15 protein-coding genes are annotated in these 15,174 nt (G+C 55.9%); 14 read left to right on the top strand and 1 reads right to left on the bottom strand.

The annotated features are described in order from the left end of the window. The 11 genes from WCG50_RS12495 to accD form a co-directional block, all read left to right on the top strand. On the top strand, window positions 1-990 hold a 990-nt coding region (locus WCG50_RS12495), incomplete at its 5' end, for a 3-isopropylmalate dehydratase large subunit (protein WP_336899935.1). A gap of 23 nt (window positions 991-1,013) precedes the next feature. After that, window positions 1,014-1,145, top strand: a complete 132-nt coding sequence (locus WCG50_RS12500) for an entericidin A/B family lipoprotein (RefSeq protein WP_336899936.1) — start codon at window positions 1,014-1,016, stop codon at window positions 1,143-1,145. A 9-nt stretch (window positions 1,146-1,154) separates the two neighbouring features. Further along, entirely contained in the window at window positions 1,155-1,805 is a 651-nt protein-coding gene (gene leuD / locus WCG50_RS12505; RefSeq protein ID WP_336899937.1) for a 3-isopropylmalate dehydratase small subunit, read from the top strand. A gap of 148 nt (window positions 1,806-1,953) precedes the next feature. Continuing rightward, the gene (gene leuB / locus WCG50_RS12510; protein ID WP_336899938.1) at window positions 1,954-3,021 is read left to right on the top strand and encodes a 3-isopropylmalate dehydrogenase; all 1,068 of its coding nucleotides are present in this window, start codon (window positions 1,954-1,956) and stop codon (window positions 3,019-3,021) included. 51 nt (window positions 3,022-3,072) lie between these two features. Further along, window positions 3,073-4,203, top strand: coding sequence for an aspartate-semialdehyde dehydrogenase (gene asd / locus WCG50_RS12515; RefSeq protein ID WP_336899948.1), 1,131 nt, complete (start codon window positions 3,073-3,075; stop codon window positions 4,201-4,203). A 247-nt stretch (window positions 4,204-4,450) separates the two neighbouring features. Next, window positions 4,451-7,036 carry a FimV/HubP family polar landmark protein gene (locus tag WCG50_RS12520; protein ID WP_336899939.1) on the top strand — a complete coding sequence of 862 codons (2,586 nt, stop codon included), beginning with the start codon at window positions 4,451-4,453 and terminating at the stop codon, window positions 7,034-7,036. Window positions 7,037-7,052: 16 nt separating this feature from the next. Next, complete coding sequence (gene truA, locus WCG50_RS12525) at window positions 7,053-7,835, top strand: tRNA pseudouridine(38-40) synthase TruA (protein WP_336899940.1); 783 nt, start codon at window positions 7,053-7,055, stop codon at window positions 7,833-7,835. After that, window positions 7,832-8,554 (top strand): phosphoribosylanthranilate isomerase, encoded by a 723-nt coding sequence (locus tag WCG50_RS12530; RefSeq protein ID WP_336899941.1) that lies wholly within the window; start codon window positions 7,832-7,834, stop codon window positions 8,552-8,554. Before truA ends, WCG50_RS12530 begins: the two co-directional genes overlap by 4 nt. Continuing rightward, window positions 8,547-9,854 (top strand): tryptophan synthase subunit beta, encoded by a 1,308-nt coding sequence (trpB, locus tag WCG50_RS12535; RefSeq protein ID WP_336899942.1) that lies wholly within the window; start codon window positions 8,547-8,549, stop codon window positions 9,852-9,854. The genes WCG50_RS12530 and trpB overlap by 8 nt, the downstream gene beginning before the upstream one ends. Next, the gene (gene trpA / locus WCG50_RS12540; RefSeq protein WP_336899943.1) at window positions 9,851-10,672 is read left to right on the top strand and encodes a tryptophan synthase subunit alpha; all 822 of its coding nucleotides are present in this window, start codon (window positions 9,851-9,853) and stop codon (window positions 10,670-10,672) included. The genes trpB and trpA overlap by 4 nt, the downstream gene beginning before the upstream one ends. Window positions 10,673-10,757: 85 nt before the next feature. Continuing rightward, window positions 10,758-11,630 carry an acetyl-CoA carboxylase, carboxyltransferase subunit beta gene (accD, locus tag WCG50_RS12545; protein WP_336899944.1) on the top strand — a complete coding sequence of 291 codons (873 nt, stop codon included), beginning with the start codon at window positions 10,758-10,760 and terminating at the stop codon, window positions 11,628-11,630. A gap of 9 nt (window positions 11,631-11,639) precedes the next feature. On the opposite strand, the gene WCG50_RS12550 is transcribed toward accD, so the two are convergent. Continuing rightward, complete coding sequence (locus WCG50_RS12550; RefSeq protein ID WP_336899945.1) at window positions 11,640-12,206, bottom strand: YggT family protein; 567 nt, start codon at window positions 12,204-12,206, stop codon at window positions 11,640-11,642. A 124-nt stretch (window positions 12,207-12,330) separates the two neighbouring features. Between WCG50_RS12550 and lysS the strand changes: the two genes are divergently transcribed. The 3 genes from lysS to WCG50_RS12565 form a co-directional block, all read left to right on the top strand. Further along, on the top strand, window positions 12,331-13,884 hold the full coding sequence (gene lysS, locus WCG50_RS12555) for a lysine--tRNA ligase (RefSeq protein WP_336899946.1): 1,554 nt from the start codon (window positions 12,331-12,333) through the stop codon (window positions 13,882-13,884). Window positions 13,885-13,942: 58 nt separating this feature from the next. Further along, complete coding sequence (locus tag WCG50_RS12560; protein ID WP_336899949.1) at window positions 13,943-14,467, top strand: YgjP-like metallopeptidase domain-containing protein; 525 nt, start codon at window positions 13,943-13,945, stop codon at window positions 14,465-14,467. 93 nt (window positions 14,468-14,560) lie between these two features. Next, the coding region (locus WCG50_RS12565) for a hypothetical protein (RefSeq protein ID WP_336899947.1) at window positions 14,561-15,174 on the top strand (614 nt) is incomplete at its 3' end.

Below are 15,174 nucleotides of genomic sequence, written 5' to 3' on the forward strand. Positions count from 1 at the left end.
GAACATGTGATGGCGACACAAACATTGCTGGCCAAAAAGGCCAAAAACATGTTGGTCCGCGTCGAGGGCATGGTGCCGCGCGGCTGTGGTGGCAAAGACATCGTGCTGGCCATCATCGGCAAGATCGGCACCGCCGGGGGTACCGGCTACACCATCGAATTTGGTGGCTCTGCCATTCGTGCATTGAGCATGGAAGGCCGCATGACGGTGTGCAATATGGCGATTGAAGCCGGTGCGCGTGCAGGACTGGTCGCGGTCGATGAAAAAACTATTGAGTACGTCAAGGGCAGGCCTTTGGCACCGGGCCACAACGCAGCCAGCGACAACGCCGCCGCCGTCGAATGGGATCAGGCAGTGGCTTACTGGAAGACGCTGCACTCCGATGCAGACGCCAGTTTCGACACCATCGTTGAACTCGATGCCAGCCAGATCATTCCCCAAGTGACCTGGGGTACTTCGCCTGAAATGGTTCTGGGCATTGACGCCCTCGTGCCGGATCCAGACAAGGAAAAAGACGCCAACCAACGCAGTGCCATCGAGCGGGCACTGGTCTACATGGGGCTGGAACCAGGCAAGGCACTGAACGATCTCTATGTGGACAAGGTGTTCATTGGTTCCTGCACCAACAGCCGCATTGAAGACATGCGCGAAGCAGCCGCCGTGGTCAAAAAGTTGGGCCAAAAAGTGGCTAAAAACATCAAGCTCGCCTTGGTCGTGCCAGGATCAGGTCTGGTGAAGGCACAAGCCGAGCGCGAAGGTTTGCATGAGATTTTCATCGCTGCAGGGTTCGAGTGGCGTGAGCCCGGTTGCTCGATGTGTCTGGCCATGAACGCAGACCGACTGGAACCCGGTGAGCGTTGTGCCTCCACCAGCAACCGCAATTTTGAAGGCCGGCAAGGCGCAGGTGGTCGCACGCACCTGGTCAGCCCCGCCATGGCTGCCGCCGCAGCCATTCACGGTCACTTTGTTGACGTCCGTAAGTTCGTCTGAACGAACCCTACCAGGAGTACCGCTTGAAAAAATTGACCACGCTGATCGCTTCATCTTTTATCTTTGTACTTTGCGGCTGCAACACGGTCAAAGGGGTTGGACAAGACCTCCAGAAGGCAGGCGAAAAGATCGAAGACGCTGCCAAGAAGAAGTAAGGAATCACCATGCAAAAGTTCAACCTGCACAAGGGGCTTGTCGCCCCAATGGACCGCGAAAACGTCGACACCGACGCCATCATCCCCAAGCAATTTTTAAAGTCCATTCGCAAGACCGGGTTTGGTCAAAATCTGTTTGACGAGTGGCGCTATCTGGATGCGGGATATCCCGGCCAAGACCCGCTCAGCCGCAAGCCCAACCCTGACTTTGTGCTCAACCAGGCTCGCTACCAGGGCGCATCCATTTTGTTGGCACGCAAAAATTTTGGCTGCGGATCTTCGCGTGAGCATGCACCTTGGGCGCTTGACCAATACGGGTTTCGCGCCATCATTGCCCCCAGCTACGCCGACATTTTCTTCAACAACAGCTTCAAAAATGGCTTGCTCCCGATTGTTCTGAGCGAGTCACAAGTCAGCAAATTGTTTGACGAAGCCCTGGCCTTTCCGGGTTACGCACTGACCATTGACCTGGAACGTCAAGTCATTGTCAAACCGGGCGGAGAAGAGCTTCCATTCGAGGTGCAGGCCTTCAGAAAATACTGCCTGCTGAACGGGTTTGACGACATCGGTCTGACCTTGCGCCATGCCGACAAGATCAAAACTTTTGAAGCCCAACGTTTAGCACAAAAACCCTGGCTAGCCCGCACGCTACTTGCGTAAGCAGCTATCATTTTTGATTATTTGTGGGACCGTCCGTAGCTTGCGCGTTGCGAACAAATTCTGTCCCCGACTTGTGATAACTTTGTGGGACAGTCCGCCGCTACACACAGTGAGCAAGCTCTGTCCCCAACACTTTAGAAAGTAGATTATGAAAATTGCAGTCTTGCCCGGTGATGGCATTGGTACCGAAATTGTGGCCGAAGCGGTCAACGTGTTGAACGCACTTGACCTCAAGTTCGAGATGGAAACCGCGCTCGTCGGCGGCGCTGCCTACGAAGCCTACGGCCACCCGTTGCCTGATGCCACGCTCAAACTCGCCAAAGAGTCCGATGCCATTTTGTTTGGCGCAGTCGGCGACTGGAAATATGACAAGCTTGATCGCCCACTGCGCCCCGAGCAGGCCATTTTGGGACTGCGCAAGAACCTGGGCTTGTTTGCCAACTTTCGCCCCGCCATTTGCTACGAGCAGTTGGTGGACGCCTCCAGCCTCAAGCCTGAGCTGATTGCCGGCCTCGACATCCTGATCATTCGCGAGTTGACCGGCGACATCTATTTCGGTCAACCGCGTGGGCGCCGCACCGCCACCGACGGTCATTTTCCGGGTGCCGAAGAAGCGTTTGACACCATGCGCTACAGCCGCCCCGAGATTGAGCGCATTGCGCACGTGGCGTTCCAGGCAGCCCGCAAACGCAGCAAGCGTGTCACCAGCGTGGACAAGGCCAATGTGTTGGAGACCTTCCAGTTCTGGCGCGATGTAATGACCGAAGTTAGCTTGGAATACCCGGACGTGGAACTCGACCACATGTACGTGGACAACGCCGCCATGCAATTGGTGCGCGCACCCAAAAAATTCGACGTTGTGGTCACCGGCAATATGTTTGGTGATATTTTGAGCGATGAGGCCTCCATGCTCACCGGCTCAATCGGCATGCTGCCCTCGGCCTCGCTCAATTCAAGCAATCAGGGCCTGTACGAACCGAGCCACGGCAGCGCGCCCGACATCGCTGGCAAAGGCATTGCCAACCCGCTGGCCACCATTTTGAGCGCCGCCATGATGCTGCGTTTCAGCTTGAACCAGGAAGCGGCTGCCCAGCGCATTGAGGCCGCGGTTAAAGCCGTGTTGGTGCAAGGACTTCGCACGGCAGACATCTTCAGCGCCGGCACCACCCGGGTCAGCACACGCGAGATGGGTGCAGCCGTGGTCAAAGCGTTGTAAAAAATTTATATTACGGTTATTTTTAACATTTAAAAGAGGAACATGATGAAAATTGGCAATCTGGTTGGACTGGTCGGCTGGCGCGGCATGGTGGGTTCGGTGTTGATGGACCGTATGCAATCTGAAGGTGATTTTGCGTTGATCGAACCTGTGTTCTTTTCAACCTCCAATGCCGGTGGCAAGGCCCCGGCACAGGCCAAGAACGAAACCACGCTCAAAGACGCGTTTGACATCGACGCGCTCAAAAAGTGCGACATCATCATCAGCACCCAAGGGGGCGACTACACCTCCGACGTGTTCCCCAAATTGCGCGCTGCGGGCTGGACCGGCCACTGGATTGATGCCGCCTCTACCCTGCGCATGAATGACGACGCCGTCATCATCCTGGACCCGGTTAACCTTCCCGTGATCCAAAATGCACTGACCAAGGGCGGCAACAACTGGATTGGCGGCAACTGCACCGTGAGCTGCATGCTGATGGGTGTCGGCGCACTGTACAAAGCCGGTCTGGTCGAGTGGATGACCAGCATGACCTACCAGGCCGCCTCGGGTGGCGGCGCGCAGCACATGCGCGAGTTGCTGACCCAATTCGGCACACTCAACGCCGAAGTCAGAGGCCTGCTGGACGACCCCAAATCGGCCATTCTTGAAATCGACCGCAAGGTGTTGCACAAACAACAATCATTGACCAGCCTGGAGACCGCCAACTTTGGCGTGCCGTTGGGTGGCAGCCTGATCCCCTGGATCGACAAAGACCTGGGCAACGGCATGAGCCGCGAAGAATGGAAAGCCGGCGCCGAAACCAACAAAATTCTGGGCCAGGGCGCCGCTTTTGGCACTACTGAAACGCCGGTCGATGGATTTTGCGTTCGCGTGGGCGCCATGCGTTGCCACAGCCAGGCACTGACCTTCAAGCTTAAGAAAGACGTGCCCACCGCCGACATCGAAGCCTTGATCGCCGCCGATAACGACTGGGTCAGAGTCGTTCCCAACACCCGCGAAGCCAGCGTCAAAGACCTGACACCGGTGTCGGTGACCGGCACGCTGGGCATTCCAGTGGGACGCATTCGCAAGCTCGCCATGGGACCGGAATACATCGGCGCATTCACCATCGGCGACCAACTCTTGTGGGGCGCTGCAGAGCCACTGCGACGCATGTTGCGTATCTTGCTGGCCGCTTGATTGGCAAGTTATCACCATTTAAATGGTCTGTCATGCACTCTCGTTGAGGCAAGACAGGCCATTTATATTTGGCAGCCAATAATTAAATTAAACTAATGACGACTGACTTCAGTTCAACCTTCAGTACTATCGCAGCTTGTCAGGCCATGACATTGATGTTATTGTCCTTTTCATATTTCGAGTACTGAGACCACGTCCGAAAAATGAATGTTTTTTTACCAGTTGCCCGAACTCCGGAGTCCACAAATTGATTGTTAAGACACATCGCTGGCAAAAAACTGCTTTGGCGGCCGCGACCGCAGCCCTTTTCGGTCTTTGCGGTACCCAAGCTACAGCCCTTTCGTTAGGCCGCGTTACGGTTCAATCTGCACTGGGTGAGCCCTTGCGAGCGGAGATTGAAGTTCCAGACATCAACGCTGATGAGGCCAGTTCACTCAAAGCATCGGTTGCTTTACCAGAAGCATTTCGGGCAGCAGGTCTGGAATACAACCCAGCTATGGCTGGTTTGGAAGTTTCTCTGCAACGACGATCTGACGGCCGGGCTTTCATTCGGCTAAGCAGCGATCGTGCTATCAATGAACCTTTTGTTGACATGATTATTGTCGCCAACTGGGCAACAGGACGTATCGTTCGCGACTACACCATGTTGTTTGACCCACCCAGCCTTCGTCAGGCCACTCCAGCTTCTCCCACGCCTGCACAAATTCCGGTCCAGTCACCGACCAGCAAGTCAACGCCACCATCGGCGGCGGCGAGCGCTTCAGCAACAAGGCCTGTTGAAACTACAAAGATTGTTGCCAAAACACCTGTGCGCCCGGTACCGCCCAAGGCACAAACCCCTATTTCCAATCAAGTAACAGTCAAGGCTGGTGACACGGCTAGCAAAATAGCAACTGCCACAAAACCTGCCAATGTATCGCTTGACCAAATGCTGGTTGCCTTACTTCGGGCCAACCCTACTGCGTTCATCGGAGATAACGTCAATCGAATCAAGGCCGGTTCTGTCATGAACGTTCCGAACTCGGAACAAGTCGAATCCACATCTGCCAAAGATGCAACACAGGTCATTGTTGCTCAGAGCAAAGATTTCAATGATTTCCGTAGAAAACTTGCAGGCAGTTCAATTACTACACAAGTGGCAGTTGCAGACCGTAAAGTAAGCGGTAGCGTACAAACACAAATTCAAGACAAGAAATCCAGTATTGCGACACCTGACAAACTGACCTTAACCAAAGGTGCCGTTAAAGGACAAGCTGCTGAAGATCAGTTAGCCAAGGACCGCAGTGCTAAAGAAGCGGCCAGTCGAGCCGCTGAAATTTCAAAAAACATCACCGAACTGAGCAAACTCGGGGCCGCTTCGACCGCTGTGGCAGCGAGCCCAACGGCCTCTTCAGGCAATGCCAATAAAAATGTTTTACCGGCCATTGCTTCCGCCGTTACTCCACCAACACTTGCAGCATCCATGCCGGTTATGGCCAGTTCTGCACCACTGCAAGCGGCCAGTGCCGTAGCATCATCACCCAAGTCAGTTGCATCTGCGATCGTAAAACCGCCCAAGGCCGTCCCAATTCAACCTGCTGAGCCAGGACTGGTGGATGGACTATTGGAAAATCCACTGGTACCCGCCGGTGCAGTTGGATTAATTGCACTGCTGGCTGGTTTTGGCTTCTATCGATTCAGGCAGCGGAAAAATGGCACCCATGTCGACAGTTCTTTCCTTGAGAGTCGATTGCAACCAGATTCTTTCTTTGGCGCAAGTGGCGGACAAAGTGTGGATACCAATGACAACGGCGGTACTGGTTCTTCGATGGTGTACTCACCTAGCCAACTTGACGCCGTGGATGACGTTGATCCCGTGGCTGAAGCCGACGTCTATTTGGCGTATGGCCGTGACCTGCAAGCCGAAGAAATTCTGAAGGATGCACTTCGCACCAATCCGGGACGAATTGCCATCCATCAAAAACTGCTAGAGATTTTCGCCAAGCGCAGTGACACCAAAAGTTTTGAAGATACTGCCACCCAGGCCTTTGCTTTAACTTCAGGCACGGGTGCGGATTGGGATCGCATGTGCGAACTGGGTCTGAGCATTGACCCTTCGAATGCTTTGTACCTACCCGGCGGGCAACCCAACAATCCCGATGGATCACCGTCACGCCCAGCGCCACTTGAATCCATGAGCACTGCTGTTGGCAGTACAGACACCATCGCGAATCTCCCGAGTGAGCTCCCAACAGCTGAAACGTCAGACCTTGATCTAGACCTCGATTTTTCCCTTGATGATGAACCGGCCAGTGCCATTACTGAAGCCTTGCCTAGTACAGAAGAAACTGAGCCAAGTCCGTTAGACCTGGACTTCGGATTGGCCACTGAAGCCATGCCAGCCTTTGAACCGCTTAAGACTGAAGACGCCAGTAACGCCATTGAATTCACGCTACCGGATCTCGATCTCGACATGACGATGCCAGAGCGGGCTATGCCGATCCTTGACGATGACGACTTCAAACTGCAGGCAGCTAACAGTTTCGGAGCTACAGGTCCGGCGCCATTGGATATTTTGGAGCCAGAAGCCGCGCCCGAACAAGACTTAAGCATGCTGGACTTCAACTTGGGCTCACTGTCACTTGAACTAGATGAAGCTCCCGCAGCAGTTGAACCCGTGGTTACACCGTCATTGGTTGCCCATGAAGATCCTCTGGGAACCAAATTGGCGTTGGCTGAAGAGTTCAGAGCCATTGGAGACGATGATGGTGCACGTGCTCTGATTGAAGAGGTTATTTCTGAAGCCGTCGGCGACATGAAAATCAAGGCCCAACGCGCCTTGAACAATCTCTAGTCTGCATGTATTGCCCGTGAGGTTGGCACTCGGCATCAGCTATAACGGGCAGGCTTACCAAGGCTGGCAAAGTCAGTTATCGGGACTAACAGTACAAGACAAACTTGAAGCTGCGTTGGGTAAATTCACGCAGCATAGAGTTTCAACCTTATGCGCTGGGCGTACCGATTCTGGTGTTCATGGTCTGATGCAGGTAGTCCATTTCGATACGCCGCTTGACCGCCCCATCGCCTCGTGGGTAAGAGGCACCAATGCTTTTTTACCTCGAGATATTGGCGTGGAATGGGCGCAATTAATGCCGCCAGAATTTCATTGCCGCGCCAGCGCATTGTCACGCCGCTATGCTTATATCCTGATGGAATCTCCAGTTCGACCCAGCGTGGACAACGGACGCGTTGGTTGGGCGTTTCGGCCGCTCGACATGGCGGCGATGCAACAAGGCCTTACACACTTGATCGGCGAGCACGACTTCACGTCGTTTCGCGCCTCGGCTTGCCAAGCCTTGTCACCTGTCAAAACAATTCAAAGCATTGAAATTTCACGGCGCGGTGCGTATTGGCGCTTTGAATTTGAGGCCAATGCGTTTTTGCATCACATGATTCGCAACATCATGGGCTGTCTGGTTGCCGTTGGTCAGTTCAAGAAACCGCCAGAATGGCTGCGGGAAGTCCTTCTAGCGCGTGACCGAGATGCTGCTGCGCCTACCTTTTCGCCCGATGGCCTGTATTTTCTGGGACCCCGTTATGCCTCGCACTGGGGTTTACCGGATCGCACACCTGCTTTTGACGGATTGCCATGAGCACCACCCACCCCGTTCTCGAACGGACGCGCATCAAGATTTGTGGCCTGACCCGCGAACAAGATGTGGACGCGGCCGTGGCCGCTGGCGCTGACGCCATTGGCTTTGTGCTGTATGCCAAAAGTCCGCGTTATGTCTCGCCGCAAAGGGCCGCTCAACTGGCCCGCCGACTGCCGCCGTTTGTCACGCCGGTGCTGCTGTTCGTCAACGAATCCACTATTAATACAATAGCTGCTTACGCATATCTGGCGGGGGCTACAGCCCAATTTCATGGTGAAGAGTCGCCTGAGCAGTGTTGGGCGGCAACCCAGCAAGGTGCACGCCCTTATTTGCGCGCCGCCCGCATACCCTTGGGAGATGCCGGGGCTGGGTTTGATCTCGTAAAATACGCGCTCGATTACTCTCAAGCCCAAGCCATCTTGCTCGACGCACACGTTGACGGGTACGGTGGAGGTGGGCAAACATTCAATTGGTCACTGCTGCCTCCAAACGTCAACGCTCACCTCGTCTTGAGTGGTGGGCTGAACGCTGCCAACGTGATCGACGGCATTCTGGCGGTGCGCCCGCGCTGCAAAAGTCTGAGCGTTGATGTCAGCTCCGGGGTCGAATTAGACGGTCCCGGCAACAAAGGCATCAAAGACCCCGAAAAGATCCACCAGTTTGTCGCCGTTGTTCGCGCCGCTGACCAACAACTTGCTGAAATTAAATACCATGTTTGAGTACCAACAACCCGACGCCCGAGGCCACTTTGGCATTTATGGCGGCAGTTTCGTGTCAGAGACCCTGACGCACGCCATCAACGAATTGAAGGCCGCTTACGCCCACTACCAGCACGACCCCGCTTTTGTAGCCGAGTTCAACTACGAGCTGGCCCACTTTGTCGGCCGCCCGTCCCCGGTTTACCACGCCGCCCGCATGAGCCGAGAACAAGGCGGAGCGCAGATTTTTCTCAAGCGTGAAGATTTAAACCACACCGGCGCCCACAAGATCAACAACACCATTGGCCAGGCCATGCTCGCCAAACGCATGGGCAAGCCGCGGGTGATTGCCGAGACCGGTGCCGGTCAGCACGGGGTTGCCACTGCCACCATCTGTGCCCGCTACGGGCTTGAATGCGTGGTCTACATGGGCAGTGAAGACGTCAAACGCCAAAGCCCCAATGTCTACCGCATGAAACTGCTGGGCGCGACAGTGGTGCCCGTCGAGAGCGGTAGCAAGACGCTTAAAGATGCGCTGAACGAAGCCATGCGGGACTGGGTCGCAAATGTGGACAACACGTTCTACATCATCGGCACCGTGGCCGGGCCCCACCCGTACCCCATGATGGTGCGCGATTTTCAAAGCGTGATTGGCAAAGAATGCCTGGTGCAAATGCCTGAAATGCTGCAAGCGCAGGGCTGTAAGTCAGATCAACCCGATGCCGTGTTGGCCTGCGTCGGTGGCGGAAGCAATGCCATGGGCATTTTTTACCCCTATATCCAGCATGAAAACACCCGTCTGATTGGCGTCGAAGCCGCCGGTGAAGGCCTTGACACCAAGCGCCACTCGGCCTCGCTGCAACTTGGCAGCCCCGGCGTGTTGCACGGCAACCGTACCTATGTGCTGCAAGACGACAACGGCCAGGTCACTGAAACCCACAGCATCAGCGCCGGACTGGACTACCCTGGCGTGGGCCCCGAGCATGCCTTCCTGAAAGACATCGGCCGCGCCGAATACGTTGGCATCACCGACACTGAAGCGCTGGCGGCTTTTCATTATTTATGCCGTACCGAAGGCATCATCCCGGCCCTGGAATCAAGCCACGCCGTGGCCTACGCCATGAAGCTCGCCAAGACCATGCGCCCTGACCAATCCATTCTGGTGAACCTATCAGGCCGGGGCGACAAGGATATTGGCACCGTGGCCGACCTGAGTAATGCGGACTTCTTTTGCCGCCCGAGTTGCACCGGTCAATCCGTCAAGGGTGGCGACCTGTCCAACCTGGGTAATGTCGAACACATCGTGAGAATGCCAACATGAGCCGCATTGAAACCACCTTCGCTAACTTGAAGGTACAGGGCCGCAAGGCCCTCATTCCCTACGTCACGGCTGGTTTTCCGTTTGCCGACGTCACCCCTGAGTTGATGCACGCGTTCGTGGCCGGCGGCGCCGATGTGATTGAGTTAGGCGTGCCGTTCTCAGACCCCAGCGCCGATGGCCCGGTGATCCAGAAAGCCGGCGACAAAGCCATGGCAGCAGGCGTCGGCATGGTGCAGGTGCTGGCCATGGTGCGTGTCTTTCGCACCACCGACAACACCACCCCGGTGGTCTTGATGGGCTACGCCAACCCGGTAGAGCGCTACAACCAGATTCACAACCGTCACAACGGCCAAAGCGCCTTTGTGCTGGACGCCGCACAAGCCGGTGTCGACGGCGTGCTGATAGTCGATTACCCGCCTGAAGAATGCGAAGAGTTCGCTGCTGAGCTCAAAAGCCACGGCCTCGACCTGATCTTTTTACTCGCCCCCACCAGCACCGATGAGCGCATGCAGCAGGTGGCCCGCGTGGCCAGCGGCTACGTTTATTACGTGTCTTTAAAGGGGGTCACCGGCTCTGGTGCACTCGATACCGGCGCGGTCGAAGCCATGCTGCCGCGCATTCGCCAGTTTGTCAGCGTGCCGGTGGGCGTTGGTTTTGGCATTCGTGACGCGGCCACTGCCCGGACCATTGGCAAGGTAGCCGACGCCGTCGTCATTGGCAGCAAAATCATTCAGTTGATCGACGAGCAAGCGCGTGACCAGGTCGCGCCGGTTGCCCAGAATTTTCTGCGCGAAATCCGTACCGCTTTGGACTCATAATCCAGACCAAATCTGAAACTTTGTGGGACACACCGCAGCGATGCGAAGCGAGAGCGCGCTGTCCCCAGCAAATTAAGGACTCCTCATGAGTTGGCTCGAAAAATTACTACCCCCCAAGATCAAGCACACCAACCCGGCTGACCGGCGCAGCGTGCCTGAAGGTCTCTGGATCAAATGCCCGAGCTGCGACTCCGTCCTCTACAAGACGGACCTGGAGCAAAACCAGAACGTATGCCCCACGTGCAGCCACCATCACCGCATTGGTGCGCGGGCCCGGCTCAATGTATTTCTGGACAATGAAGGGCGCTTCGAAATCGGACAGGAAGTGCTGCCGGTAGACGCCCTTAAATTCAAGGACAGCCGAAAGTACCCCGAACGTTTGAAGGAAGCCCTTGAAAACACGGGCGAGACCGACGCCCTGGTGGTTCTGGGGGGCACGGTGCAAGGCATCGCCGTGGTGGCCGCTTGCTTTGAATTCGAATTCATGGGCGGCAGCATGGGCTCAGTGGTCGGGGAGCGGTTTGTGCGCGGAGTTCATACCGCCATTGAGCAAAAAGTACCTTTTATCTGTTTCACCTCAACCGGTGGTGCGCGTATGCAGGAGGGCCTTTTGAGCCTGATGCAAATGGCCAAAACCAATGCATCGCTTACACGCCTGGCCAAAAAAGGCTTGCCTTTTATCAGCGTCTTGACCGACCCCACCATGGGCGGCGTCAGCGCAGGCTTTGCTTTTTTAGGCGACGTTGTGATTGCTGAACCTAAAGCGCTGATTGGTTTCGCAGGCCCCAGAGTGATCGAATCCACAGTGCGGGTCACACTGCCAGAAGGCTTTCAAAGATCAGAATTTTTGCAAACCAAAGGCGCCATTGACCTGATTTGCGACCGGCGTGAACTTCGTAAAACCATTGCCAACACACTCGCCATGTTGCTGCGCCAACCCGCAGACGCCGTTATCTAGGAAAACCGATCAGGTCGCCAGCAAGGCCATGCCTTGCAGGTGACCCAACACGATCGAAGCGATCTGTAGCAGCAACAACAGCACCAGAGGCGACAGATCAATCCCGCCCACCAATGGCAACACCCGACGGATAGGGGTCAGGGGCGGCGAGCACAGTCGCTCAATCACATCCGAAATAACAGAATGGGTTTGCACCCAGGACAAGACGGCGTAAACAATAACGATGCCGGTCATGCCTGAGATCGCCAGCCGAAGTAAGCCAAACGCGGCCAGGATGGGCACAGCAAACAAACCGCCATCAGCACCGGCCAACAGCCAAAGCAATAAAAATTGAGTTAATTCCAGCAAAAATGCGGCCACCAAACTGGCAGTATCAATTCGCCCTAACGCCGGTACCACGCGCCGCAGTGGCAACACCAGCCAGTCAGTCAGGGCAAATACAAACCGACCCAATGGGTTGCCGGAACGCGATGACATGGGAATGCGCTGGTACTGCATGTAGAGCCGCAGCAAACAAGCACCCCCCAGAATTCCGGCAACGACTTCAAGCAACAGGGAAATGATTTGAAAAAACATGGGGATGGGTGGAGCGTAATAGTCATCAAATCATAGCGACCCGGCGCAGTCAACTTAAAATCAGTGTTTTCGGCCAAAAAGGCCACTCACAGCACCTCTCGCTGCCTTCAACTACTGCGCCCTCATGTCTGACCTCAACACTACTCCAGCCCCTCAGGACGAAAATCAACTCATGGCCGAGCGTCGCGAAAAGCTCAAAGCCATCCGCCAGGCGCAAGCTGACGGCAAAGGCCCGGCCTTCCCCAACGACTTCAAGCCCTCCGACCACGCCGCCGACCTGTTTGCAGCCCATGCCGGTCAAACCACTGAAGGCCTGCTCAAGCAAGGTTCTGTCGCCAAAGTAGCCGGTCGCATGATGCTCAAGCGTGTCATGGGCAAGGCCAGTTTTGCCACACTGCAAGACAGCACCGGGCGCATCCAGATCTACATCAAGGGTGAAGACATTGGCGAAGAGCTGTATGCCAGCTTCAAGCACTGGGATCTGGGCGACATCGTGGCCGCTGAAGGCAAAATCTTCAAAACCAAAACCGGCGAATTGTCCATCCACGCCACCAGCGTTCGCCTGCTGACCAAGAGCCTGCGCCCCCTGCCCGACAAGTTCCACGGCATGAACGACCAAGAGGTGAAGTACCGCCAGCGCTATGTCGACCTGATCACCGACGAATCAGCCCGCCACCGTTTTGTGGCGCGCTCCAAAGCCGTCAGCGGCATCCGTGAATTCATGGTGTCGCACAACTTCCTCGAAGTCGAAACGCCCATGCTGCACCCCATCCCCGGTGGTGCCAACGCCAAGCCTTTCACCACGCACCACAACGCGCTGGACCAGCAAATGTTCTTGCGCATTGCGCCCGAGCTGTACCTCAAGCGCCTGATTGTGGGCGGGTTCGACCGGGTGTTCGAGATCAACCGGAGCTTCCGCAACGAAGGTATTTCGGTGCGTCACAACCCGGAGTTCACCATGATGGAGTTCTACGCGGCCTACTGGGATTACCAGGACCTGATGACCTTCACCGAAGCCCTGATCCGCGACGCCGCCCACAAAGCTTGCGACACGCTGCACCTCACTTACGGTGGCAAGGCGGTCGATTTGAGCCAGCCCTTTGAGCGCCTGACGATTGTGGAGGCCATCTGCAAGCACACCGAAGCAGGCACGCCGATTGAAGGCGGCACCCAACTCAAGGTTGACAACGAAGCCTGGCTCATCAATGCCCTGCGCAAACTGGGCATGTCTGAAGGCAAGCACAAGCTCTCGACCCGCTCGCTGCCCAGCCTGCAGGTGATGTACTTTGAAGAAACCGTTGAAGAAAAACTGTGGCAGCCCACCTTCATCTGCGAGCACCCGGTCGAAATCTCGCCACTGGCCCGTGCCAGCGACACCCGCCCAGGCGTCACCGAGCGCTTTGAGCTCTACATTACCGGCCGCGAGTTTGGCAACGGTTTCAGCGAGTTGAACGATGCCGAAGAGCAAGCCGCCCGCTTCCACGCCCAAGTGGCGGCCAAAGACGACGGCGACGACGAAGCCATGTTCTACGACCACGACTTTATTCGCGCGCTCGAATATGGCATGCCCCCCACCGGCGGCTGTGGCGTCGGGCTGGACCGCCTGATGATGTTGCTGACCGACAGCAGCAGCATCCGTGATGTGATCCTGTTTCCGGCCCTGCGCCGTGAGGCTTAAGGAAAATTGGCCTCTAGCCCCCGTATTCAATGCGTGAGTAGCTATTAATAATATAGCGATAAAACCACTGAAATATCTGTTGGGTTATTCCACGGATACGCTGCTGCAAGTTGAAAAACTCGTGGCCAGCAACGGGCTGGGCTCGTGGTTGCTGAAAAAATACCCCAGCGGCCACACGGTGCGCACCGACAAGGCCTTGTTTGAGTATGTGCAAGACCTCAAACAAGCGCACCTGCGTGGGGCCGAACCGCTCGCCAAAGTGGCTTTTGACAGCAAGCTGCAAGTGGTGGCCCACGCGCTGGGCACCCACACCACCATCTCGCGGGTGCAGGGCAGCAAGCTCAAGTCAAAACGTGAGATTCGCATTGCCTCGATGTTCAAAGACGCGCCCGATGAGTTTTTGAAGATGATCACGGTGCATGAACTCGCTCACCTCAAGGAACGCGCCCACGACAAGGCGTTCTACAAGCTCTGCACCTACATGGAGCCTAGATACCACCAGCTTGAGTTTGAAGTGCGCATGTACCTCACGCACCTGGATGTGGCGGGAACCAGGCTATGGGACGTGTCACCCAAGAATTAACTGATCTCCATCAATAAAAGCCACGTCATAATCAATTAGTTACAAATTAATTATAAAAAGGCTGACGCTTCAGCCTGTTGACGCAGACTGAAAATGGGATCTTCAAAAAACACACCGCCGGATGAAGTCAATCAGCCACTGACCCTCTTCAAAAAAATAACAGGGGCTAGCGCACGTTTTGTAGAGGTTCACTGGGGTTCGGTTTTCTTTGCCGCCGCCCTCAGCCTGATTCTTGAGCACTTTGGCATGCTCAAGCTGCTGACCAAATTTTCAATCCTGGTGGTCTCCAGCATGGCGGCCCAAGCGCCACAGCAAGCGGTCGCCATCCAATCGGAGACCACTGTCGTGGTCGTGCTGGGCAATGACGACTTTGTCTCCCGTTATGGCGAACGCAGTCCGCTTGACCGCTGCGAAATGGCGCTGGACCTGGGGCGCATTTTGCAAAAGTCGCCGCGCCGAATGGCCGTTGACTTTGATCTATCGCCCATCCTCAAACCGTCCGACCAGGAGCGCGCGTGCCAGGCGCAGTTGGACCAGACGCTGGCTGCCCACACCGGCACACTGGTTTTGCTGGCACCGTTTGCCGTGACGTCCGAGCCACTCCTGCACGTCAAGCACCAGTGGATGACGACACAGTGTCAACTAGGCATTCATTTTGCCGACGGCGAACTTGAGCAATCGCTGGGCATGGTGACCGAGCATTCCGT

The sequence above is a fragment of the Rhodoferax sp. genome, assembly GCF_037143375.1.
Taxonomy (GTDB): Bacteria; Pseudomonadota; Gammaproteobacteria; order Burkholderiales; family Burkholderiaceae_C; genus Rhodoferax.